We start from the raw sequence: 23,415 nt of genomic DNA on the forward strand, positions 1-23,415 counted from the left end.
TAGTGATTGCCTCGTCATCCATTTGCTGGCGTGTCAGAAAGCTGATGGACTGCGGGGTTTGGCGGGGTGTAAGTGTCAAGCCACTAGCACTAGGACTGGACTCAACCTGATAGCTTTCGCTTAACTCAGTGGTGGGGCGTAGATCCTCACCAACTACCGTGATGTTGCTGAGCTGTTCGGTATCCTGTGCCATCGCGAGTGTTGCCATCGGCAGTCCTGTGCCGGTCGCGAGGCTGATGGCGAGGGTCAGTTTTGATAGACGGTATACCGCAGGGAGGGGCGCGTGGTACGACACAGGGCAAGCTTCCTTGATGTTTTTTTAGAATGAGAATTATTACCTTTTTTGTTCGTTATGACATTATTAAAAATGTCAGAATTACTATGCGAGGTGTCGTAAATGCTCACGATTAAGAAATTTTTTCGAAACAAGGGGTGCGGCTAGGTTGAGTGGGCAGTAACTCATGTGTTGGTACTTGAGCTACTTGAGAAGATAGGGGTGAGAAAAGCACGGTCGTCTTTAGGTATTTGGGCTGCGAAAGCTGAAAGCTGCACTAAAGAGGAAAGGTGCTAAGACGGAAAACAAGTCTGGGCATCGCTAATTGGGCGCAAAACAGCGCTCGGTTAGTGATATCGCTCTTAATACATAGAAATAAATGCAACTGTCTGTAGAGGGAATCGGCAAAGAATGACTTGAGTCAATAACCCGCTCGTGTTAGCGGAAGTAAACCTGATACTCTCAGCTAGAAGTATTGCGCCGACCCGCTGACCAACGTTTGGTGAGTGGGGTTTGTATTGAGGACTCAAGACGGAAGGTGAAAATGTCATGTCGTCGGAAATGGTTTCACATTCGGACACATCGGTGAATGCGTCTAATGCGTTGCTGCTTCGCCCAGGCTACTTACAAGCGCTGGTGCGTAATGTGCCTTGGATGAGTGATCTGGATGACGCGGATGTCGAAGCGCTGCTGCGGGGAGCCAAGGTGCATTCGTTGTCGGCCCATGAATGGCTGTATGAACAGGATGCGCCGGCAGATTGGCTGTATATCGTCATCAGTGGTGCTGTGCGGTTGGTGCGGGAAACCAATCAGGGGCGTCATGCCACCATTCGTTGTGTCGAGCGCGGCGACCCTTTGGGGCATCTCAGCATGGTCGCTATTCCCGGTGTTTACCTGTACTCCGCCCAGGCATTGCGCAGAAGCCAGTTGCTGGCAATCTGCGCAGAAAAAAGTCGCCAGATGATGGACCGTAACCCGGCATGCCGGGCCGTATTCATGAGTCGCTTGGCCGTTGAGCTGACCAATCGCCTGGAAGACCTGGCCATGATGACTCAGGGCGATGCCATGGTAAGGCTGGTCGGTTACCTCCTTCGCGAGTTGCCAGAGGCAAAGCGAGGAGAAACGCGAGTGGTCCGTCTGACGATCCCCAAACGCTGGCTGGCTTCCCAGCTGGCCATGACCCCGGAAACCCTGTCGCGCTCGCTTTCGAAGCTGCGCGAGAGTGGTGCCATCGGCGTGGACGGCCAACGGATAGAGGTGCTCGACGAGCATCAGCTGCGCGAGATCATGCTGGCAGTTGAGTGATCTGATTGGCTGGTCCTGTCGAGGTGGAATCCTCGGCGCAGGCCAGTACATGGCTGACAAAGTGCCGCACCCTGGACAGCTCGCCTAGCTTCTCTGGATAGACCAGATAATACGCATCGGGGCTACGCAGCGCGTGGGGCCAGGCCAGGACCAGCTGGCCGCTGACTAATTCGTTTTCGATCAGCAGTCTCGGTATTAACGCCAGGCCACCGCCGGCCATGACGGTGTGAATCAGCATCTGGAAGGTTTCAAGGCGCGTGCCGTGGTAGCTGCTGCTGGAGGTGATCTGTTGGCTGGCAAACCAGTGATGCCAGGCGTCCGGTCGCGTTGACAGGTGGAGCAGGCGGCAATTGGCCAGGTCGTCGCCGCGTGTCAGCGCTTGATCAGCCAAGTAGCCCGGCGCACCAACCGCAACCACTTCTTCGTCGAACAGCTTGTGGCACTCCAGGTTGGGCCAGTGACCATGGCCGTGGAAGAAGGCCACGTCGATATCCTGCTGCTCCAGATCAAAGGTCTGGACGCGGTCGGTGACGTTCAAAGTGATGCGTGGGTGGGCGGCAAAGAACGCCGGTAGACGGGCCGATAGCCAGCGGATACCGAAGGTGGGTAGAGTCGCCACCCGCAGTACCTCACTGCGGTCGCTGTAGGTCATGATGGTGTTTGCCGACATCTCGAGGTGGGCGAGAATCTTGCGCACTTCGGTGAGATAAAGCGCGCCCTCCGGCGTCAGTACCAGCGTGCGACGGATGCGGCGGAACAGCTTGTGTTGCAGATAGTCTTCAAGTTGGGCCACCTGTTTGCTGATAGCGCTTTGTGTCATGTGCAGCTCTTCTGCAGCACGGGTAAAGCTCAAGTGGCGTGCCGCCGCCTCGAAGCATTGCAGCGTTGTTGTTGAGGGCAGGTGACGCGCCCTTATCAGGGTGTCTGGCGGCTGTGGCATGAAATCGTGTTGCCTCACATAGAGTTGCAGGTAACAGGCTGACAGGCGGTTCTTTATTCTAGCGTATTCGGGCGAGTCTGGAGTGCCCCGCGCAGGACAGGCGCGGGGCTCGTGGTCAGGCGCCTGAGCTTGCCTGCTTCAACCCAGACTCCTGAGGGCGACGAGACTGTATCCACGCCACAAGAACAATGCCGACAAAGCCGAGAGCGCTTGTAAATAGCTCAGGGGCAATCATGGCAATGCCTGAGGCCAGCAGAACCAGGCGTTCCCAGGGGCGAGCGTCACGCACGAAGTATCCCATTAGCGCGGCACTGACGCTGATCAGTCCTATCACCAAAAGCAAGACAGCGATGGTAAGTCCAAGCGGAGTGGGATCGACCATCACCAGTGCCGGGTTATAAATCAGCGCGTAAGGGATGATGAACGCGCCAATGGCGAGCTTGAGTGCGGTCATGCCGGTCTTCATGGGGTTAGCCCCGGCAATTCCGGCCCCGGCATAGGCCGCCAGACACACCGGTGGTGTGATATCCGCCACAATGCCGAAGTAAAAGACGAACAGGTGCACCGACATGGGTGCCAGTCCGAACTCATTGATCAGCGCCGGAGCGGCAATGGTGGCGGTAACCACATAGTTAGCTGTTGTTGGCAACCCCATGCCAAGCACGATACAGGCCAGCATGGTGAAGATGAGTGCCAGGATCAGGGTGCCATCGGCAAGGCTGATGATGCCAGCAGCAAACTTCGCACCGAGGCCGGTCATGCCGACGACGCCAGCAATGATGCCAGCTGTTGCTACAGCGGCGATCACCGGCAGTGCCACGCGTGCGCCACGGTCGAGAATTCGTACTAGGTCGGGCAGAGAGGGGCGAGTTTCCTTGCGTACCAGGCTGACAAGGAGTGCCGTTGCGATACCCAGCAGCGCGGCACGCTGGGCGGTGAAGCCGACGCTGACGGTAGCCACAATCACCACTAGCGGCAGTAGCATATAGCCGCGGCTCAGTAGCAGTTTTCGTTTGCTTGGTAGTTGATCTCTGGGGATGCCGAGGATACGGCTGCGCTTGGCTTCAAAGTGTACGCCGATGAAGATGCCACAGAAATACATCAGGGCAGGTATCAGCGCAGCGTACATGATCTCGCGATAAGAGACCCCGACATATTCAACCATGATGAAGGCCGCAGCGCCCATCAGCGGTGGCATGATCTGGCCGCCCGTCGACGCCGATGCCTCGGTAGCCCCTGCGACTTCAGGGCGGAAGCCGGCTTTTTTCATCATCGGGATGGTAAAGGAGCCGGAAGCTACGGTATTGCCCACCGAGCTGCCCGAAATCATGCCTTGCAGGGCACTGGCAATAACTGCCGCCTTGGCCGTGCCGCCGGTAAAGCGTCCGGTAGCGGCAACTGCCAGATCGTTGAAAAAGCTTCCCACGCCGGTCTGTATCAGCACGACACCGAAGAACAGGAATAGGAAGATGAATTTGGCAGATATCTGTAGCGGTGTGCCGAATACTCCGCCTTCACGGAACCACAGATAGGGTGCTATATCTTGGAGAGGAAAGCCCGGGTGCGATAGCAGGCGGGTAGGAATATGGTTGCCCAGCATGGCATAGGCGATGGCCAGCGAAGCGACCACTACGATGGGCACACCGACGGTACGCCGGGTAGCTTCCAGCACAAAGAGCACGCCAAGCCCGGCAACGATCAGGTCAAAGGTGGTGTAGCCGGTAATGCGCGCGCGAAGCACTTCATCATAGAACAGGATTTTGTAATACGCGCCGAAGGTTGCCGCGAAAGCCAGTACCACGTCATACCAGGGCACGTGGCTGTGATTGCGCTGGCTGCGCCAGGCGGGAAACAGCAGGAAGATCATGCCAAGCGCGAGGCCCAGGTGAACCGCCCCCTGCTTTTGTGATGGCAGGGTGCCGAAGTAACCGGTGTACAGGTGAAAAGACGACAGCGCTATGCCAAGCAGTGATACAGCCCAGACCCAGCGGCCCATATCAGACCTGACGCTGGACTCACGGTCGTATTTCTTTAGCAGTGCTTCAGTATCGGCTGGACTTTTTTTTTATCCACGGCATTGATCTTCCGTTGATGGCGTGGCGGCAGCGAAAGCCACCACCACGCTAGGGTTACTTGCTTGCATCACTTACTTGGCAAGGTCTTCGAGGCTGGTAATGCCGGTTTTCTTACGAGTCACGATCTGGATGACTTCGGGGTAGATATGACCGATGAAGGCGACGTTATCAATGGCGCCACTTTCAAACTCACCGCTGCCTTCCACCGCGTCTTTGGCCGGGGCATGTACCGTCATGCCCAGATCCATACGGTCATCGCGAATACTGACCAGGTTTTCGATTGAAGCGCCGGTTTCGATATTGGTGAAGTTGGAATCGTCCAAGTAGTTGTTCCAGATGGTCGCCATTTCACCGCCCAGCGGGTAGTAGGTGCCGCCTTGGCTGCCGGTGCCGAGGATATATTCGGTCTTGCCATCGGTGATGTCGATTTCGGCCACCGGTCCATCGACAGTCAGGCCCTGTTCTTCATAGTAGCGCTTGGCGCCAGGGTGAACCGGAATGCCATCAGCGCCGTTCAGGGCATTCTCCAGTGTCATGAATGCTGACTGGGCATGCGTGTTTTCATCGGCTTTCTCGTGCATCAGGCGTGCCAGCTCATAGCCCAGCTCTTCGTCGATGCTGTGAGTGTTGCCTACCAGCACGGCGTAGGCGGTTACCGTAGTGACGTCGTTATCAAGGAATTCATAGCTGTCCTTGGGAATCACAAAACGGCGGTAATCGCTGTTGGCTTCAATATGGTCTATTGCGTCATCAGTCAGGTTGAGCATGACTACATCACCAGCGGCAGCCTGAAGGTTCTCGATGCTGCCTGAGGGCAGGCCGAGAATGCCGATCGACACGTCAATGTTGCCATCCTGTACGCCGTCAAGAGCGGCACCAAAGCCTTCCTGGTAGGCGCTGTAGTCGTCCTCTTTTACGCCGTGGGCCTTAAGGATTAACTGTGACACTTGTTGCGTGGTGCTGGCGGGTGGGCCGATAGCCACGTTGGGCTTGCTGGAGCTAGAGTCGCCACAGCCACTGAGGAACGCGCCGGCGGCAAGAGCAACTGCGGCGGAAGTAAGCAGACGTGTCATGGGGTTCTTCCTGTCATGGTTAGAGTTGTTTGGCTTGACGCCATTCAATAGACAATCTTACTGGTATACGCCATTTGCTGCAGTGATAAATGCAACCTAGCGCCTGCAGCTGATTCGTGCAGGATATTTGCTGCATTGTTGGTGTATGCGCACCTAGACACAAAAGAATGTTTGGAATCAATCCATGAAATAAATTCATCCTTTGTCGCCAGGTCGCTCGGCCATGCAGATGAAAAGCGGTCAGACTCACGATTTTTCGGAATACATAGTGGCATTTTTTTCGTTTGAATTACGCTGTGTGCGTCTGTTCATATAAAGAAAGCCTCTTTTCTCTCTTTTTACCAGCATGGCCTATCAACAGGATCGTGACATGGAACTTCCGCACGTCAGTGACTCGCTTGGCATCGTCCACCCCATTTGCGTCGAACGTGGCCGCAATGCCGAGGTTTGGGACGAGCAGGGTAAGCATTACATGGATTTCGTTGCCGGAATCGGTGTGCTGAATGTTGGGCACTGCCACCCAGCGGTTGTTGAAGCCGTGAAGGGACAGGTCGAGACGCTGATGCACTCGGCCTTCAATGCTCTGCCGCACCGGGGCTACCTTGACGTGGTCAAGGCGCTGGATGCTTTTGTGCCGGTGTCCTACCCACTGTCGTGCATGCTGACCAACAGCGGCGCTGAAGCCACCGAGAACGCGCTCAAGGTGGCACGTGCGGCCACTGGTCGTCAGGGTGTGATCGCCTTTGATGATGGTTTCCATGGCCGCACCCTGGCGGCGCTGAATCTGAACGGTAAGGTAAAACCCTACAAGAACCGCCTGGGAACCTTGCCTGGGCCGGTGTACCACGTGCCGTTTCCCAGCCGCGACAGCGAGACCGACGCGGATCAAGCCATGGCAGCGATCGAGCGGTTGTTTGAGGTTGAAACGCCCGCTAATGAGATAGCGGCCATCATTATCGAGCCGGTTCAGGGAGAAGGTGGCTTTCGCCTGTTGTGTGCCGACTTCGCTGCTCGCCTGCGTGCGCTGTGCGATAGCCATGGCATTGTGCTGATTTTCGACGAGATCCAGTCCGGCTTCGGCCGTACCGGCAAGCGTTTCGCCTTTTCATATCTCGGTGTTGAACCGGACCTGTTGCTGATGGGCAAGAGCATGGCCGCGGGTCTGCCGCTGGCGGCGCTGGCCGGTAAGTCAGAGTTCATGAATGCGCTGCCCAAAGGCGGTCTAGGCGGCACGTATTCGGGGAATGCGGTGGCCTGTGCGGCGGCTCTGGCGGTGATGGAGCTGATGGGCGAGCAGAACCTGGCGCGCTTGGGTAAAGCTCAGGAAACACTAATACTGGATACCTGTCGCAAATGGAGCGATTCGGGGCGCTATCCCATGCTGGGTGGCGTCAGTGGCGTGGGGGCCATGCGCGGCATTGTGTTTAAAGATACTGCCAACGCCACGGGCGCTGAGCACCTGACAGCCCTGTTGGCCGCAGGCCGGGAGCAAGGTGTGTTGCTGATGCCCAGCGGGCGCCGCCGCAATGTACTGCGACTATTGGCCCCGTTAACCACCGAGCCCGAAATCATGAAAGAAGGTTTGGCGCGACTTGAACGGGCGCTGGATACGCTGAACCCTTGATGCTAAATATTCTCAGGAGCCATGACGCATGAGTAACCCAACCCTCGTCAGCAGTGACGAGATTCGCGATCGCTTTTCTCGGGCCATGTCGGCCATGTATCAGGCCGAGGTGCCCCAGTACGAGACGCTGTTGGAGTTGGTCGAGAAGGTCAATCGCGAGACCCTGGAGCGCGATCCGGTGCTGGCCGAGCGGCTGGCATCCCATGACGAGCTGGGGCGGCTCGGCGTCGAGCGACACGGTGCCATTCGTGTCGGCACTGCCGAAGAGCTTGCCATGCTGCGCAGGCTGTTTGCGGTGATGGGTATGTTCCCGGTGGGTTACTACGATCTGTCCGAGGCCGGTGTGCCGGTGCACTCCACAGCATTTCGCCCGATTGACGATGCCGCGCTGGCGCGCAATCCCTTCCGTATTTTTACCTCGCTGCTGCGCCTTGAACTGATCGAGAGCCCCGCACTGCGTGAGCGTGCGGCCGAGATTCTGTCCAGGCGCGATATCTTTACCACTGGCGCGCGTGAGCTGATTGAATTGGCTGAGCAGCAGGGAGGGCTTAGTAATGAGCAGGCTGACCGCTTTGTGGCAGAAGCGCTGGAGACATTCCGCTGGCATCAGGACGCCACGGTCGACATGGAAACCCACGCGGCGCTACATGCCGAGCATCGGCTGATTGCTGACGTGGTGTGCTTCCGTGGGCCGCACATCAACCATCTGACTCCGCGGACCCTGGATATCGATGAAGCCCAGCGTCGCATGCCGGAAATGGGCATGAACTCCAAGGAGGTCATCGAGGGGCCACCGCGTCGAGACTGTCCGATTCTGTTGCGCCAGACCAGCTTCAAGGCGCTGGAAGAGGCGATCCGCTTTACTGGCGACCACCAGGGCACACACTCCGCGCGTTTCGGTGAGATCGAGCAGCGTGGCGTGGCGTTGACGGCCGAAGGGCGCGCGCTTTATGACCAGTTACTTGGCGAATCGCGCAAGCGTACCGCTGGCCTGGGTAATGAAGAGCATCAGCGCGAGCTGGGCAAGGTGTTTGCTGGCTTTCCCGACTGCGAGGATGAGCTGCGTCGCCGTGGGCTGGCATTTTTCGAGTACCGGCTGACACAGGCGGGTAAAGTGGGGGGCACCAAAGGGGGTGAACAGGACCTGGATGTGCTGATCGAGCAAGGGCTGGTTGAGGCGCTGCCGATTACCTACGAAGATTTCCTGCCGGTCAGTGCGGCGGGCATCTTCCAATCTAATCTGGGCGGTGAGCAGAGCGAGGCCTACACCGGCAATGCCAATCGTGACGCCTTCGAGCAGGCACTGGGTGCGGCAGTCACCGACGAGCTAGCGCTCTATGCCGAGCGTGAGCGGCTTTCACGCGAGGCGGTGTTGGGCGCGCTTGTCGGCTGACACGAAAGACTGTGTTTGAGCGCATCGGGGCTGGTCAATGACCAGCCCCGATGCGTTTCCGGTATCATGCGCTTTTTCATTGCCATGACCATTCACGGAACACGCTATGCAGTTACTTGATTCGCTGTCGCCACTGTCACCTTCCCTGGATGGGCTGCTGATCCTGCTCTCGGTGCTGACTTCAGCCTTCACCTCAGCCTTCGGTGTTGGTGGTGGAGTACTGATGATCATGGCGCTGGCCCAGGTGATGCCAGCTGCGGCGCTGATTCCAGTGCACGGCATGGTGCAGTTGGGTTCTAACGTTGGCCGCACCACGATGACCTGGCGGCACGTGGATCGCCGTACCTTGATGGTTTTTGTACCCGGGGTGATTGTTGGTGCATTGGTTGCTGCCTGGCTGGTGATTCATCTGCCCGCTGGTGTGCTGGAGCTGTGCATTGCAGCCTTTGTGCTGTTTACCTGTTGGGGGCCTGGGTTGCCAAAGCGTGCGCTGGGGAGTGTCGGCGTCCTTGTGGCTGGCGCCGTGACGACCCTGCTTTCCAGCCTGGTAGGCGCAAGCGGGCCACTGGTGGCAGCATTCATTAAGCAGAGTCAGGACGGGAGGCTGGCCAAGGTAGCGACGTTCTCGGCCTGTATGTCGCTGCAGCATCTGACCAAGATTTTCGTATTCGGCCTGGCTGGTTTCGTGTTCCGAGACTGGCTGGGGCTGATGATCGCAATGATAGCGGCAGGGTTGGTTGGCACCTGGCTTGGGCTGCGGCTGTTGCACCGGCTCTCGGATCATCGTTTCGACACCCTGTTCAAATGGGCGTTGACGCTGCTGGCTCTGCGGCTGGTGTGGCTGGGTATCAGCCGGTGGGCGGCGTGAGCTGCCAGAGACCGCCAGTGTGCTAGCACCGGGTTGACCGGTTGAGTCTTGTCCTACAAAGCGGCTGGCAAATGCTATATTGTTGAGCGATATTGAAAACGCGTCATCTTCCAGGTTAAAACGTTACAACATTTGATTTGGAGCGCTTAAACCATGACTTGATGCATGGACAGTGGTAAGTCTTGCGTCATAATGTGTCATTAGCTGTGGTAACTACAAACACTCAGGGGAACATCATGCTGCCTACACCCTTCCGGCGGTACTCGTTAGCCGTCGCTATTGTTCTGATGCTTGGGCTGCTGCTGGCAGGGAGGGCGGTGGCTGAAGGTAATCCGCGCTATGCTGGGATCGTGATTGATGCTGAAACTCACGAAGTCCTGTATGCCGAAAATGCCGACGCAAGACGTTATCCCGCCTCGCTGACTAAGATGATGACGCTGTATATGTTGTTTGAAGCATTGGAAGACCAGCGCTTCACCCTGGATAGCCCGCTGAGTGTGTCGCGTGCTGCCGCTGCCATGCCGGCGACAAAGCTGTGGCTCAAGGCGGGCTCCACCCTGCCTGTGGAAACAGCGATCAAGGCGCTGGTGGTGCGTTCAGCCAATGATGTGGCGGTTGTGGTGGCAGAATCAATGGGTGGTACGGAAAGCCAGTTTGCGCAGATGATGACGTCCAAGGCCCGTGATCTGGGCATGCACAACACCACCTTCCGTAATGCGTCTGGTCTGCCGGACAGTCGCCAGGTGACGACCGCCCGAGATATGGCGATGTTGTCACGTCGCCTGATGCTCGATTTTCCCCAGTACTATCACTATTTTTCACAGCAGAGCTTTACCTGGGGCGGCAAGACAGTGCGTGGCCACAACCGCCTGCTGGCCAACTATCCCGGTGCTGATGGTCTGAAAACCGGCTTTATTCGCGCCTCGGGCTTTAATGTCGCAACGTCTGCTGTGCGTAACAACCGCCGTATCCTTTCGGTGGTGATGGGGGGGTATAGCGCCTCATCGCGCGACAAGCATATGGCCAACCTGCTTGACCGTGGCTTCCTGCGCGCCTCGCTCAGTGATGGCAAGGGCTGGATGGCCAACACGGCAATTTCCAATGAGCAGCTGTTGGTACCCGGAGTTGAGCCGGCACTGCCGGCACGCCAGCTGCTGGCGTCTAACACGCCTCAGCCACAGGCCAGCGCCCCGGCAGTCAGTGCTGTACAGCAGCCGACCTACCAGCGTGTTGAGCCATCGCGCGCTGAAGCGGTCAATCGGCCGGATGTGGCGGTGTCCCGTCAACGGGTGAGCCGTGAGCTCACACCTGCTGTTACTAGCCGCAGCGTTGTGGAAAACAACACCCAGGAATTGACGGCGTGGAGCGATACACCAGCGGGGTATGCAGCCACTGCCCGCGCGACCAACCCTGTGCCTGTTCGGGCGGATGAGCCGCTGGTGGTAGAGGCATCGCCTGCAGTACCTGTAGTGCAGGCCAGAGTGGCTCCTGCCGTTGCCCGGGTATCAGAACCTGTGGTGGCAGCCGCTCCTGCATTGCCAGTGGCATCAGCCGGAGGGGAGTGGGGCGTTCAGGTGGGTGCTTTCAGTAGTCTCGACAGTGCCCGTGACCTCGCGGTGCGTGCCGCCCGGGCGGCACAAGTCGCAGAAGAGCAGGTGGCTCTGCCCCAGATCGTCGGTGCCAGTGTCTACCGTGCCCGCTTGATGGACATGGGTGAAGGTCAGGCGCGCAATGCCTGCCAGCGCCTTCAGGCCAGTGGCATCGACTGCATGGTTGTCCAGGCCAGCCTTTGAGTGGGTTCTGAACCTTGTATGAGCCAAAGGCGCCCGGCGAATGCCGGGATGCCGTCATCACACCGCCGGCCTAGCTGGCGGTGTGTGTTTTAAGAAAGGAACAATAGCCATGCCGGCCACGCTGAAGGGTATTCTTTACATGTGCGCTGGCGTGCTGTGCCTGGCGTTGGGCGATGCCATCACCAAGTGGCTGGGGGCGGGCTATTCGCCGCTACAGATCATCTTCTTTCGCACCTTGGTGTCCTTGCCACTGATCGTGCTGATCGCGCGCTTCAATGGTGGTATACGCAAGCTGGGTACCAAGCGGCCCGGTGTGCACCTGCTACGCGGTTTGATCTTCACCGGCACGATGGTCTGTTTCACGTGGAGTCTGACGCTGCTGCCGCTGGCCGAGGCTACTGCGATAATTTTTGCCGCCCCGCTGTTCGTCACGCTGCTGTCGGTGCCGTTGCTCAAAGAGCGGGTCGACAAGCCGACCATTCTGGCAACGTTACTCGGGTTCATCGGGGTGATGATCGTGGTGCGCCCTGGTGCAGACAGTTTCCGCCCAGCCACGCTAATCGTATTGGCGGCGGCTGTCTTCTATGCGCTGACTCTGATTACCGCTCGCCGCTATGGCAGTCGTGAGCACCTGTGGGCAATGGTGTTTTACACCACGCTGATTCCCATGTTGGTGTCTGCAGCTACCATGCCCTGGGTGTGGATAACGCCGTCCATGCCGGACTGGCCGATCTTCATATTGGCAGGCGTTCTCGGCGTGGGCGCCATGGCGGGCATTACAATGGCATTCCGTTACGCGCCTGCCGCGCTGGCGGCGCCTTTCGACTACACCGCGCTGATATGGGCGGTGCTGTTGGGTTGGTGGATTTGGGGCGAGGTGCCAGATGTCTGGGTGCTGATTGGCGGCACCGTGGTGATTTTCAGTGGCCTGTTGATTGCTTGGCGTGAGGGGCGCGTGGCCATCACGCGTCGCCCTGCTACCTGAGCCTCATAAAGGCGCGCGTAGCAGCTTCGGGGTCTGGCGTGCCACAAATGGCTGAGACGACGGCTAAACCCTCCGCGCCGGATTTGTGCACGGCGTCTACGTGCTCTTTCTTGAGTCCCCCGATCGCCACGCTGGGCAGCGGACTTGCCGCGACCAGTACCGCCAGGCCGTCGAAACCGATGGGCGTGGCGTGATCGCCTTTAGTAGCGGTAGCAAACACCGGCCCCAGCCCCAGGTAGTCTAATGTGTCGGTGTTCAACTGCGTCAGCTGGTCGAGGTGCTGCACTGAAAGGCCGAGAATCGCTTCCGGCCCCAGCGCCTTGCGCGCCGCCGTCACATCGCCGTCATCTTGGCCGATATGCAGGCCATCGGCGCCGCTGGCCAGTGCCACCTCCAGGCGGTCGTTGATGATCAGGGGCACGCCGCTTCCGGCAATCGCCTGCTTGATCTGACGCGCTTGCTGGGTCATCTCGGCGTCACTGGCCTGCTTGTCTCTCAGCTGCACGACGGTTACGCCGCCGCGCACGGCAGCGGCGACGGTTTCCACCAGCCCATAGCTTTCGCACAGCTGCGGATCAGTAACCAGGTAAAGCGATAGATCAAGGCGCATCGGTAATCTCCAGTCGGGCATGTTGGGTGAGGGTGTCGCCGTCCAGCGCATAGAGCTTATCAAGGAAGGCGACGCTGAAGCTGCCGGGTCCTTTGGTGGTCTGTGCTGCCAGCTCGCCTGCCACCGCATAACTGGCTAGAGCCGCCGTAGTGGCCAGAAAGATGTCTCTGGTGCTACCTGTATCGGTTTCGGCAACCCAGGCACCAACGACGCCAGTTAGCGAGCAGCCCAGCGCAGTGACTCTCGGCATCAGGGCGTGGCCGCCTTCAATCTGGGCGATTTGTCGGCCATCGGTCACCAGGTCGACCTCGCCAGTCACTGCGACTACGGCACCGCTGTGCCGTGCGAGCAAGATGGCGGCGTCTTGGGCGCTGTGGCTGGCGGCCGTGCTGTCGACGCCGCGCCCGCTGCTTAGCTGATTGGCCTGATCAGATAGGTCGGCCAGGGCCAGGATTTCAGAGGCGTTGCCACGGATCACGCTGGGGGACAGCGCCAGCAGTCGAGCACCCACCTCGCGGCGATAGGCCGTGGCGCCTACGGCCACCGGGTCCAGCACCCAGGGTGTTCCTGCGGCTAACGCCGCGCGGGCGGCGTCTTCCATGGCATCGACCCAATGAGGCGAGAGGGTGCCGATATTGATCGTCAGCGCGTCCGCCATAGCGGCAAACTCCGCGGCTTCCTCCCGCGCATGGGCCATGGCAGGCGACGCGCCGATGGCCAGCAGCACGTTGGCCATGATGTTCATTGCCACATGGTTGGTGATGTTGTGGATCAGCGGGGTGTTTGCGCGCACTCGGCTCAGGCGTAAGGCCAGGTCGAGTGTTGGACTGGCAGTCATGATGAGGTCTCCCTAGCGTGTGCCTTACTATCCGTGCCTTATGTGGCCTTTGTAAAGCCTGTGCTGTGTTACGTGGGCCACACTTCTTTCTGCTATTCTATCTGGCTTCCATCATTGCTTGTGAAGCGGCTTCGATACTCGGGCGGCTACAGGGTTGATCTCTAGGTCCATTCTTCAGGTTTATTTTCCAGGTCTAATGCACAGTGACTCAAACCACCTCTGATTTCGCCGCGCTGCCGCTGGCGCCGGAACTGTTGTCCAATCTTGGCTCGCTGGGCTATCACGTCATGACGCCGATTCAGGCCGAGGGGTTGCCATCGGTGCTGGCGGGCCGTGATGTGATCGCCCAAGCGAAGACCGGCTCCGGCAAAACAGCAGTCTTCGGCCTGGGGCTACTGTCGCGATTGCAGACGTCAGACTTTCGGGTGCAGGGGCTGGTGCTCTGCCCGACCCGTGAGTTGGCAGACCAGGTGGCCGGCGAGATCCGCCGCTTGGCGCGCAGTCTGCCTAACGTCAAGGTGTTGACGCTGTGCGGTGGTGCGTCGATGGGGCCGCAGTTGGCTTCGCTGGAGCACGGTGCGCATATCGTCGTTGGCACCCCGGGCCGGATCGAAGAACACCTGCGCAAAGGGACGCTTGAGCTTGGCTCGCTGACGACCCTGGTGCTGGATGAAGCCGACCGCATGCTCGACATGGGTTTTCAGGCCGCCATGGAGGCGATCATCGCCGAGACCCCGGTAAACCGTCAGACGCTACTGTTCAGTGCCACTTTCGGCGATGCAGTCCGTCCCATTGCCAAGCGCTTGATGCGCGACCCAATTACGGTGGAGGTGACGGAGACTCATGATGCAACGACGATCCGCCAGCACTTCTATCGGGTGGCTGATGAGTCCGCGCGTTTCGAGGCGCTGCTTCGTCTGTTGCTAGACGCCCGGCCGGCGTCAAGTGTGGTGTTCTGTAACACTAAGCGCGAGACTGACGAAGTGGCTGAGGCGCTGAAAGGTGCTGGCTTCAGCGCCCTGGCGCTGCATGGTGACCTTGAGCAGCGTGACCGGGACCAGTTGTTGATCATGTTTGCCAATGGCAGTGCCTCGATCTTGGTGGCCACTGACGTGGCTGCCCGCGGTCTGGATATCGCCGCCCTGGATGCAGTGTTCAACTATCGCATCGCCCGCGAGCTTGAGGTGCATGTGCACCGCGTTGGGCGAACCGGCCGGGCCGGTGGTTCGGGAGTGGCTTACACTCTGGTCAGCGAGCAGGATGACTATCGGCTGGCGCGCCTTGCAGGGTTGCTTGATGACCGCTTTGAGGTGCAGCCGCTGCCCAGCCCTGAGGTGTTGAAGCAGGCGCCTTTCAGGCCGGCAATGGTGACGCTGCAGCTTGGCGGTGGCAAAAAGCACAAACTGCGCCCCGGTGACATTCTCGGTGCCTTGACAGGCGACGGCGGTATTGCCGGTGACCAGGTAGGCAAGATCAAGGTGCTTGCCAATAGCGCCTATGTGGCCGTGCGTCGTGACGTTGCCGCAGCCGCCCTAAAGCAGCTAGGCACTGGTAAACTCAAGGGCCGCAGTTTTCGCGCCCGGTATATTGGTTAGCAATGTGGTGATATGAAGATACCCAAGAGATTACAGCCGCTGGTTGACGATGGTTTGATCGATGAGGTCGAGGGCCAGTTGATGAGCGGCAAGGAAGCACAGGTATATGTGGTGCGTTCGCATGGGGAGCGGCGCTGCGCCAAGGTGTTTAAAGAAGCCAAACAGCGCAGCTTCAAGCAGGCCGTGCAGTATCAAGAAGGGCGCAAGGTGCGTAACAGCCGGCGCTCCCGGGCTATGGCCAAGAAGACCCGCTATGGGCAGAAAGAACAGGAGCAGGCTTGGCTCAACGCCGAGGTCGATGCGCTTTACCGGCTGGCCGCGGCGGATGTGCGGGTACCCAAGCCCTATGGCTTTGTTGATGGCGTGTTACTGATGGAGATGATCGCCGATGCCGAAGGGCTCACCGCGCCGCGGCTAGACGACGTGACGCTCACCGCTGAGCAGGCCCGGGCGTATTACGCCAAGATTCTAGGCGACATTGTGCGGATGCTGCATGCCGGGTTGATCCACGGCGACCTGTCCGAGTTCAACGTGCTGCTGTCTGCCGATGGTCCGGTCATCATCGATCTGCCCCAGGCGGTGGATGCGGCCGGCAACAACAGTGCTGAAATGATGTTCGAGCGCGATGTCGACAACATGCGCCGTTATTTTGGTCGCTTCGCGCCTGAGCTTTTGGCGACCGACTACGGCAAAGAAATCTGGGCGCTCTATGAGGCCGGTGAGCTGCACCCGGATAGCCAGTTGACCGGATGCTTTGAGCACGATACCCGCGCGGTGGACGTGGACGAGCTGATGACCGTGATCGACGATGTGCGTGAAGAGGAAGCCGAGCGGCGCGCGGCGCTGTCTGGTGACCGTGATTTCGGTGTCGAAGAGGCGGCTCAGGAATGGCGTGAGCTCAATGATGAGCGCTAGATAAACGCTGGCACGGCAGGCGGTCTGTTGTGCTCATGCCTGGCCACGGTGCATTGGTTTTTTCAATCTGGCCGTGGGCGTGTATCCTCAGCAGCATTGCAGCCGGTTTCGCAGGGGCGCCGCCGGAACACGAATTACGCGAGGACAAGATCATGAAACTGGTGACTGCCATCATCAAACCGTTCAAGCTCGACGACGTTCGCGAGTCGCTCTCTGATATCGGGGTTCAGGGCATCACGGTGACTGAAGTCAAGGGCTTTGGCCGCCAGAAAGGGCACACTGAGCTGTATCGTGGTGCCGAGTACGTGGTGGACTTCCTGCCTAAGGTGAAGCTGGAAGTGGCGGTGGATAGCGATATGCTCGACCAGGTGATCGATGCTATCACCAAAGTGGCCAACACTGGCAAAATTGGTGACGGCAAGATTTTTGTTACGGCGCTGGAGCAGGTTATCCGAATTCGTACCGGTGAAACCGGCAAGGATGCCGTCTGATCGGAAGGCGTTGTTCATGTAGGCGTGCTGAACACTCGAGCACGCCTTTTTTCTTTTTGTTGACTGATAGTTGACTCCATTGGAGAGATGCCATGCTGATGGCAACCTTGATCGGCGGTTTTGTCGGTTTTCTTATTAGCGGCAACCTGCTGGGCCTTATTGTGGGGGCGGCACTGGGCTGGTGGCTGGGCAGCCGGGTTCGCGGTGGCATGGGGCTGAAAGAACTGCAGAGCCATTTTCTGGACTCGACCTTTGCCGTCATGGGTTGCCTGTGTAAAGCGGATGGCCAGGTCACCGAAGATGAGCTGGACGCCTCGCGCAAGATGTGGGACCTGCTGCGCCTGAACGAGGCGCAGCGCGCCAAGGCCCGGGCCGACTTTAACCGCGGCAAGGCGGCGGACTTCGATCTGGACGCTGAAATTGCCCAGGTGGCACGGATTACCCGGGGGCAGCGCGCCCTGCGCCAGGTGTTTCTGCAGGTGCAGCTGTCGGCGATTGCCGCCGACGGCGTGTTGCATCCCGCTGAACACAGCATGATTCTGCGCATTGCCCGGGGGTTGGGCTGTAGCGAGGCTGAGATTCAGCAGATCGAAGCCATGCTGCGTGGTGCCAGTCAAGCTGGCAGTGCCCAGCCATCGGGCCCTTCGCTGGAAGACGCCTATGCGGTACTCGGGGTAAACGCTGATGCCAGCGACGCCGAGGTCAAGCGCAGCTATCGGCGCCTGATGAGTGAAAACCATCCGGACAAACTGGCCTCAAAAGGCCTGCCTGAAAGCATGCGTGAGATGGCCAAGGAGCGCACCATCGAAATCGGTAATGCCTATGACCGCATTCGTAAAGCCCGTGATGCTGGCTGAGACTGCGGGCAGTGCTGTATTTCCATTGGCGTCAACAGCGCCACTTGATGCTCTGATCACAACAAGAAGCTCAGGAGCAACCTGATGACATTCGGTATCTTTTCCCTGCTGCCGCCGTTGTTGGCGATTGTGCTGGCGCTGGTAACCCGTAACGTGATTCCGGCTCTGTTCTGTGGGGTCTGGCTGGGTGCTACCATGCTGGTCGGAGGCAATCCGGCCATTGGGCTCTATGACACCTTCGATGCCTTCATTATTCCCAGCGTGGGCGATGAGTGGAGCGTAACGGTGCTGATCTACTGTGGCCTGTTCGGCGTGCTGATCGGGGTGCTGGAGCGCTCTGGTGGTGCCCAGGCCATTGCCCGCTCGATCTCTGCTCGTGTGGCGTCACGCCGCGGCGCCCAGGGTGCCACCATGGGGCTGGGCGTGTTGATCTTCTTTGAGGATTATTTCAATGCCCTGACCGTGGGCAGCGTGATGCGTCCGATCACTGACCGGATGAAGGTGTCACGTGAGAAGCTCGCGTATATCGTCGACTCCACCTCGGCGCCAATGTGCCTGCTTGGGCCTGTGTCGACCTGGGTGGTTTTTGTCATGGGGCTAATCGGTACCCAGCTGGTTGAGATGGATACCAGCGGCTCGGAGTATCTGATCTACCTGTCGACCATTCCGCTGAATTTTTATGCCTGGCTGGCGCTGGCGTTGATCGCTTTCCTGGTGATCACCCAATGGGACTTTGGCCCCATGGCCGCCGCTGAACACCGTGCCCGCACCACGGGCCAGGTGATGGCACCCAACGCCAAGCCACCTTCCGGAAGTCACGAGGACAACCTCAGCCCGGTCAGCGAAGATCAGGCCCGCAAACGCAACATGTTGGTGCCCATTGCCGTGTTGGTGCTGATGATTCCGCCGCTGTTCCTGTGGACCGGCAACTTCCCTGAAAATGACCTGGTCACTGCGGTGGGCAATGCCAAGGGTGGGCTGTCGATTCTGATGGCTACGCTGATGGCCGTGATGGTGGGCCTGACCATGGGCATGGTGCAGAAGCTGTTCAGTTTTCGCGAAGCCATGGATATTGTAGTCGATGGCATCAAGAGCATGACGCTGGTGTACATCATTCTGACCCTGGCCTGGTCGATCGGCAGCGTGACGTCAGAGCTTGGTACGGCCGCGTATTTGGTCACCTTGGCAGAAGCGAGCCTGTCGCCGAGCATGGTGCCGGTGCTGTTGTTCTTGATTGGAGCGGTGGTGGCTTTCACTACGGGAACGTCCTACGGCACTTTTGCGATTATGATTCCCATCGCCATGCCGGTAGCCGTCGCCATGGACTTGCCACTGGCGCTGACCATTTCTGCAGTGCTCAGCGGTGGTATCTTCGGCGATCACTGCTCACCGATTTCCGATACCACGATCTTGTCATCCGCTGGGTCATCCTGTGACCACATCGACCACGTACGTACCCAGCTGCCTTATGCGGTTACCGCGGGTATCGCAGGCATCATTGCTTTTTTTGTTGCCGGACTGACGGAGAGCACCCTGCTGGGCGGTGGCGCCGGACTGATTGCGCTGATCGTGATTGCAGTCACTCTCAGGCTGGTTTGGGGAGAGCCCCGCGAGCCGGCGGCAAGACTCGCTGAGTAAGGGCTCAGGGCTTGCGTTTGCTGTTCACGTCGCAGGCAGGAGAAAAGTCGCCCAGTGCCATCATGTGGCCCAGCTTGCCGGCTTTGGTTGAAAGGTAATGTTCGTTGTGCGGGTTGAGGCCGGTGGTCAGCCCAACCCGCTCAACTACCTCGACGCCGACGTCGGTTAACGCTTCAACCTTGCGCGGGTTATTAGTCATCAGGCGCAGAGCATGAACGCCGAGATGATCGAGCATTGGCAAGCACAGGTCGTAGCGGCGCAGGTCGGCGGCGAACCCCAGTCGTTCATTGGCTTCCACGGTGTCGGCGCCCTCGTCCTGCAGATGGTAGGCGCGGATCTTGTTGAGCAGCCCGATGCCACGGCCTTCCTGGCGCAGATACAGAAGCACGCCACGGCCTTCCTCGGCAATCCGTCGTAACGCTTCCATCAGCTGGTAGCCGCAGTCGCAGCGCATTGAGAACAGCGCATCGCCGGTCAGGCACTCAGAGTGGACGCGGCCCAGTACCGGTTCGCCGTCGCCGACATCGCCCAGCGTCAGGGCGATATGGTCCTTGCCGGTCGCTTCGTCTTCGAAGCCGTGCATGGTGAAGGTAGCCCAGGGCGTGGGCAGTCGAGAGGAGGCGATGTAGCGGATCGTCACAATAGACCTCGGTGAAAACCTGACGGGCCGGCTGACATCGCCGACGTAAGCGCAACAGTTTATCATCAAGCTGGCCCGGGCTCACGGTGTACGGGCCGCTAATCTTCTACTTATGGGGTATAATATGCCCACATTTTTCGTCAATGGATGAGCGCATGGAACTCAAGAATGACCGTTTTCTCCGCGCCTTGGCGCGTCAGCCCGTAGACCGTACCCCGGTATGGATGATGCGTCAGGCCGGTCGCTATTTGCCGGAGTACCGTGCAAGGCGGGCCGATGCCGGTGGTTTCATGGACCTGTGTCGCAATCGCGACCTGGCCTGTGAAGTCACACTGCAGCCGTTGGAGCGTTTTCCGATGGATGCGGCCATCTTGTTTTCTGACATCCTGACGATTCCCGATGCCATGGGCTTAGGGTTGTACTTCGAAACAGGTGAAGGCCCCAAGTTCCGCAAAACCGTGCGCAGCGCCGAGGAAGTGGCTGCGTTGACGGTGCCTGACGCCGAGCGCGATCTGGACTACGTGATGAATGCGGTCAAGACCATTCGTCACGAGTTGAACGGGCGGGTGCCGTTGATCGGTTTTTCCGGCAGCCCATGGACGCTGGCTTGCTACATGGTGGAAGGGGGCTCCAGCCGTGACTTCCGCCACGTCAAGACGATGCTCTATGACACGCCAGACGTCATGCATCAGCTGCTCGATACTCTGGCCGAGTCGGTCACCGACTACCTCAACGCCCAGATCCGCGCTGGTGCACAGGCCGTGCAAATCTTTGACACCTGGGGTGGTGCGCTGTCGACACCGGCGTATCGCGAGTTCTCGCTGCGCTATATGGAGCAGATCGTTGCCGGGCTGATCCGTGAACATGACGGCCGCCGTGTGCCGGTCATCCTGTTCACCAAGAATGGTGGCCAGTGGTTGGAAGACATAGCTGCAGTCGGCTCTGATGCTCTTGGGCTGGACTGGAGTACTGAAATGTCCAACGCTCGGGCGCGGGTAGGCCATCGCGTTGCGCTGCAGGGTAACCTAGACCCCAACGTGCTGTTTGCGCACCCGGCGGCCATTCGCGCTGAAGTGGCGAGGATTCTCGACAGCTACGGTCATGGGCCGGGTCACGTGTTCAATTTGGGGCATGGGATCAGCCAGTTTACCAACCCGGACCATGTGACGGCTTTTGTTGAGTCGCTGCATGAGCTGAGCCCGGCCTATCACCGTGAAATTGCCCACGGCTGATCGGCTGCTGCGCCGCTTGCAAGAGCGGCGCAGCCTGTGGGCCTGGCTGGCGGTGGCTGTCATGTTGGCCGTTGCTTGGGGCAGCCTCACGCCAGCCAGTAAGCTGCCCCAGACACTGCCTTGGGACAAGGCTAACCACTTTGTTGGCTACGGCGTTGTTGCCGGCCTGATTCGCCTCGCTGGCGTTCGTCCCAGCGGGGCGTTTTGGATAGCGGTGATCTACGGTATCGTCATCGAAGGTCTGCAGATGGCAGTGCCTGGCCGTTACGGTGGCGACCCCTATGATGTGTTGGCCAATACGCTGGGAGCGGGCAGCGCCGTCCTGTTGCTCTTTAGCCTTGAGTGCTGGCAGAGCAGAGTGAACCAAGGCAATACGGCAGATCAAGGAAGGGTAAGGTAAGTCAGGAGACGTTAAGGCAGGTAGGGCACATCGATCTGGTCGCTGCGCGTCGCACCTTCGGTCATCTGCCGACACAGTTTCAGAAACTCACGCATACCGGTGGCCAGGTATTTATGCCGATGCCAGATAAAGCCGAACTGGCGTCTTAGGTCGAGTTCAGGTGTTACCACTGGCACCAGGCTGCCGCGCCGGAAGGCGTCCCTCAAGGCCAAACGCGACACACAGCCAATCCCCAGGCCAGATTCCACCGCACGCTTGATCCCCTCGGTATGTTCCAGTTCCAGCAGCGTATTGAAGCGCCCACGCCGATGGCGTGCTGCCTGCTCCAGCGTTAGCCGCGTTCCAGACCCCTGCTCGCGCATGATCCAGTTCTCGCGTAGAAGCTGGTCCAGCTCTACCGGCTGGCCGTCGGCCAGCGGGTGATCGGGCGCGCAGAATACCGCCAACTCGTCTTCTACCCATGGCTGGGTGACCACATCCTCGTTTTCGCAGTGCCCCTCGATCAGCCCTAGATCCAGTTCATGGTGCAGCACGCTGTCGATGATGGCGCGGGTGTTGCGTACCTGAAGCCGCACCCGGCTGCCCGGGTAGCGCTGCATGAAGTTGCCGATCAGCAGGGTGGCGAGATAGTTGCCGATGGTCAGCGTGGCACCGACGTCCAGTGTGCCGATGCCCTGACGGCCATGCATCAGGTCCTCGATTTCCTGGGCACGGTCGAGCAGTGCCACCGCCTTGGGCAGCAGTTGGAAGCCCATGGCGTTAAGCTTCAGCTGGCGGCCAGTGCGGTCCAGCAGCTGGCACTCGAACTGCCGCTCCAGTTCGGCCAGCGCGGTGCTGGTGGCGCTTTGGGAAAGCGACAGCGCCTTGGCTGCCTGAGATACGCTTTCGTGCTGGGCGACGGCAACGAAGACTTCCAGCTGGCGCAGGGTATAGCGCATTCAGGTGCTCCATGACTCGTATCAATAGTTTGGATAAGTATTATCCATACAATCCATTTCACAGATATTGTGCTTCCTTTTATACTGCACCGCAAAACTGATTCGCTTAATTATGCACTTTGGAAATATGGAGTCCCGATGAGCAAGTTTGCCCTGGAAGACGTTCTCAGTGTTCACCACTGGAACGGTACCCTGTTTAGCTTCCGCACTACCCGTGAGCGCAGTCTGCGCTTCAAGAATGGCCAGTTCGTGATGATTGGCCTTGAGGTGGATGGCAAACCGTTGATGCGGGCTTACTCCGTAGCCAGCCCCAACTATGAAGACCACCTGGAGTTTTTCAGCATCAAGGTGCCAGACGGCCCCCTGACCTCGCGCCTGCAACACCTCAAGGTGGGCGACCAGATCATGGTCAGCCGCAAGCCGACCGGCACACTGGTGCTGGACGATCTTCTGCCTGGCCGCAACCTGTATCTGTTGTCTACCGGCACCGGATTGGCCCCGTTTATGAGCCTGATACAAGATCCCGAAACCTACGAGCGTTTCGAGAAGGTCGTGCTAGTGCATGGCGTGCGTCAGACCAGTGAGCTGGCCTATGCCGACTTTATTCAGAAAGAGTTGCCGGCTCACGAGTACTTGGGAGAAGACATCACTGAAAAGCTGATCTATTATCCCACCGTAACTCGCGAGTCGTTCCATACCATGGGGCGTCTGACCGAGCATATCCGCAGTGGCAAGCTCACCGCAGATGCTGGCCTGCCGGCCATCGACCCGCGCCAGGATCGCGCCATGATCTGTGGCAGCCCGGCGATGCTGGAAGATACTAGCGCACTGCTCGACGAGCTGGGGTTCAGTATTTCGCCGCGTATGGGCGACCCGGGCGGTTATGTGATTGAGCGGGCGTTTGTTGAGAAGTGAGTGTTGAGAAGTGAGC

General features: G+C 59.0%; 22 protein-coding genes. 14 read left to right on the forward strand and 8 right to left on the reverse strand.

Features of this window, described 5'->3' with window-relative positions; genetic code table 11:
- Positions 1–208: hypothetical protein (locus ACTH3D_RS03690; RefSeq protein ID WP_441665372.1), on the reverse strand; the 208-nt coding region annotated here is incomplete at its 3' end.
- Positions 209–823: 615 nt separating this feature from the next.
- Here ACTH3D_RS03690 and ACTH3D_RS03695 point away from each other — a divergent pair.
- Positions 824–1,579, forward strand: coding sequence for a Crp/Fnr family transcriptional regulator (locus ACTH3D_RS03695; RefSeq protein ID WP_441665374.1), 756 nt, complete (start codon positions 824–826; stop codon positions 1,577–1,579).
- Here ACTH3D_RS03695 and ACTH3D_RS03700 read toward each other — a convergent pair.
- From ACTH3D_RS03700 to ACTH3D_RS03710, 3 genes are all read right to left on the reverse strand, one after another.
- Positions 1,560–2,495 (reverse strand): LysR substrate-binding domain-containing protein, encoded by a 936-nt coding sequence (locus ACTH3D_RS03700; RefSeq protein ID WP_441665439.1) that lies wholly within the window; start codon positions 2,493–2,495, stop codon positions 1,560–1,562. The two genes, ACTH3D_RS03695 and ACTH3D_RS03700, sit on opposite strands and share 20 nt — an antisense overlap.
- A gap of 139 nt (positions 2,496–2,634) precedes the next feature.
- Entirely contained in the window at positions 2,635–4,515 is a 1,881-nt protein-coding gene (locus tag ACTH3D_RS03705; RefSeq protein ID WP_441665376.1) for a TRAP transporter permease, read from the reverse strand.
- A gap of 150 nt (positions 4,516–4,665) precedes the next feature.
- The gene (locus tag ACTH3D_RS03710) at positions 4,666–5,667 is read right to left on the reverse strand and encodes a TAXI family TRAP transporter solute-binding subunit (RefSeq protein WP_441665378.1); all 1,002 of its coding nucleotides are present in this window, start codon (positions 5,665–5,667) and stop codon (positions 4,666–4,668) included.
- Positions 5,668–6,037: 370 nt separating this feature from the next.
- Here ACTH3D_RS03710 and ACTH3D_RS03715 point away from each other — a divergent pair, with 370 nt between their 5' ends.
- The 5 genes from ACTH3D_RS03715 to ACTH3D_RS03735 all read left to right on the forward strand — a co-directional run bounded on the left by ACTH3D_RS03715 (position 6,038) and on the right by ACTH3D_RS03735 (position 12,330).
- Positions 6,038–7,291: a 2-aminoadipate transaminase gene (locus ACTH3D_RS03715; RefSeq protein WP_441665380.1), complete on the forward strand. Its 1,254-nt coding sequence runs from the start codon at positions 6,038–6,040 to the stop codon at positions 7,289–7,291.
- Between the two features lie 28 nt (positions 7,292–7,319).
- Positions 7,320–8,684: a 2-oxoadipate dioxygenase/decarboxylase HglS gene (gene hglS / locus ACTH3D_RS03720; protein WP_441665382.1), complete on the forward strand. Its 1,365-nt coding sequence runs from the start codon at positions 7,320–7,322 to the stop codon at positions 8,682–8,684.
- 106 nt (positions 8,685–8,790) lie between these two features.
- Positions 8,791–9,552 (forward strand): sulfite exporter TauE/SafE family protein, encoded by a 762-nt coding sequence (locus tag ACTH3D_RS03725; protein ID WP_441665384.1) that lies wholly within the window; start codon positions 8,791–8,793, stop codon positions 9,550–9,552.
- Positions 9,553–9,788: 236 nt separating this feature from the next.
- Positions 9,789–11,345, forward strand: coding sequence for a serine hydrolase (locus ACTH3D_RS03730; protein WP_441665386.1), 1,557 nt, complete (start codon positions 9,789–9,791; stop codon positions 11,343–11,345).
- Positions 11,346–11,454: 109 nt separating this feature from the next.
- Entirely contained in the window at positions 11,455–12,330 is an 876-nt protein-coding gene (locus ACTH3D_RS03735; protein WP_441665388.1) for a DMT family transporter, read from the forward strand.
- On the opposite strand, the gene thiE is transcribed toward ACTH3D_RS03735, so the two are convergent.
- On the reverse strand, positions 12,323–12,940 hold the full coding sequence (gene thiE / locus ACTH3D_RS03740; protein WP_441665390.1) for a thiamine phosphate synthase: 618 nt from the start codon (positions 12,938–12,940) through the stop codon (positions 12,323–12,325). The genes ACTH3D_RS03735 and thiE overlap by 8 nt on opposite strands.
- A complete protein-coding gene (gene thiM, locus ACTH3D_RS03745; protein WP_441665392.1) occupies positions 12,930–13,778 on the reverse strand; it encodes a hydroxyethylthiazole kinase in 849 nt (282 codons plus the stop codon). The genes thiE and thiM overlap by 11 nt, the downstream gene beginning before the upstream one ends.
- 203 nt (positions 13,779–13,981) lie before the next feature.
- Between thiM and dbpA the strand changes: the two genes are divergently transcribed.
- The 5 genes from dbpA (at position 13,982) to ACTH3D_RS03770 (ending at position 19,274) form a co-directional block, all read left to right on the forward strand.
- Positions 13,982–15,373: an ATP-dependent RNA helicase DbpA gene (gene dbpA / locus ACTH3D_RS03750; RefSeq protein ID WP_441665394.1), complete on the forward strand. Its 1,392-nt coding sequence runs from the start codon at positions 13,982–13,984 to the stop codon at positions 15,371–15,373.
- Between the two features lie 12 nt (positions 15,374–15,385).
- Complete coding sequence (locus ACTH3D_RS03755; RefSeq protein ID WP_441665396.1) at positions 15,386–16,288, forward strand: PA4780 family RIO1-like protein kinase; 903 nt, start codon at positions 15,386–15,388, stop codon at positions 16,286–16,288.
- 152 nt (positions 16,289–16,440) lie between these two features.
- A complete protein-coding gene (glnK, locus tag ACTH3D_RS03760) occupies positions 16,441–16,779 on the forward strand; it encodes a P-II family nitrogen regulator (RefSeq protein WP_441665398.1) in 339 nt (112 codons plus the stop codon).
- Between the two features lie 92 nt (positions 16,780–16,871).
- Positions 16,872–17,636, forward strand: coding sequence for a co-chaperone DjlA (gene djlA / locus ACTH3D_RS03765; RefSeq protein ID WP_441665400.1), 765 nt, complete (start codon positions 16,872–16,874; stop codon positions 17,634–17,636).
- A gap of 84 nt (positions 17,637–17,720) precedes the next feature.
- Positions 17,721–19,274, forward strand: a complete 1,554-nt coding sequence (locus ACTH3D_RS03770) for a Na+/H+ antiporter NhaC family protein (RefSeq protein ID WP_441665402.1) — start codon at positions 17,721–17,723, stop codon at positions 19,272–19,274.
- Positions 19,275–19,278: 4 nt separating this feature from the next.
- Here ACTH3D_RS03770 and ribA read toward each other — a convergent pair whose 3' ends face one another.
- Positions 19,279–19,914, reverse strand: coding sequence for a GTP cyclohydrolase II (gene ribA / locus ACTH3D_RS03775; protein ID WP_441665404.1), 636 nt, complete (start codon positions 19,912–19,914; stop codon positions 19,279–19,281).
- A gap of 155 nt (positions 19,915–20,069) precedes the next feature.
- Between ribA and hemE the strand changes: the two genes are divergently transcribed.
- Together hemE and ACTH3D_RS03785 are read left to right on the forward strand one after the other, a co-directional pair.
- Positions 20,070–21,146, forward strand: coding sequence for a uroporphyrinogen decarboxylase (hemE, locus tag ACTH3D_RS03780; RefSeq protein ID WP_441665406.1), 1,077 nt, complete (start codon positions 20,070–20,072; stop codon positions 21,144–21,146).
- Complete coding sequence (locus tag ACTH3D_RS03785; RefSeq protein WP_441665408.1) at positions 21,127–21,546, forward strand: VanZ family protein; 420 nt, start codon at positions 21,127–21,129, stop codon at positions 21,544–21,546. The genes hemE and ACTH3D_RS03785 overlap by 20 nt, the downstream gene beginning before the upstream one ends.
- 11 nt (positions 21,547–21,557) lie before the next feature.
- On the opposite strand, the gene ACTH3D_RS03790 is transcribed toward ACTH3D_RS03785, so the two are convergent.
- Positions 21,558–22,484: a LysR family transcriptional regulator gene (locus tag ACTH3D_RS03790; protein WP_441665410.1), complete on the reverse strand. Its 927-nt coding sequence runs from the start codon at positions 22,482–22,484 to the stop codon at positions 21,558–21,560.
- A 138-nt stretch (positions 22,485–22,622) separates the two neighbouring features.
- Between ACTH3D_RS03790 and ACTH3D_RS03795 the strand changes: the two genes are divergently transcribed.
- Entirely contained in the window at positions 22,623–23,399 is a 777-nt protein-coding gene (locus ACTH3D_RS03795) for a ferredoxin--NADP reductase (protein ID WP_441665412.1), read from the forward strand.
- Positions 23,400–23,415: the final 16 nt, after the last annotated feature.

Source organism: Halomonas sp. (genome assembly GCF_052095765.1).
Classification (GTDB): Bacteria; Pseudomonadota; Gammaproteobacteria; order Pseudomonadales; family Halomonadaceae; genus Halomonas.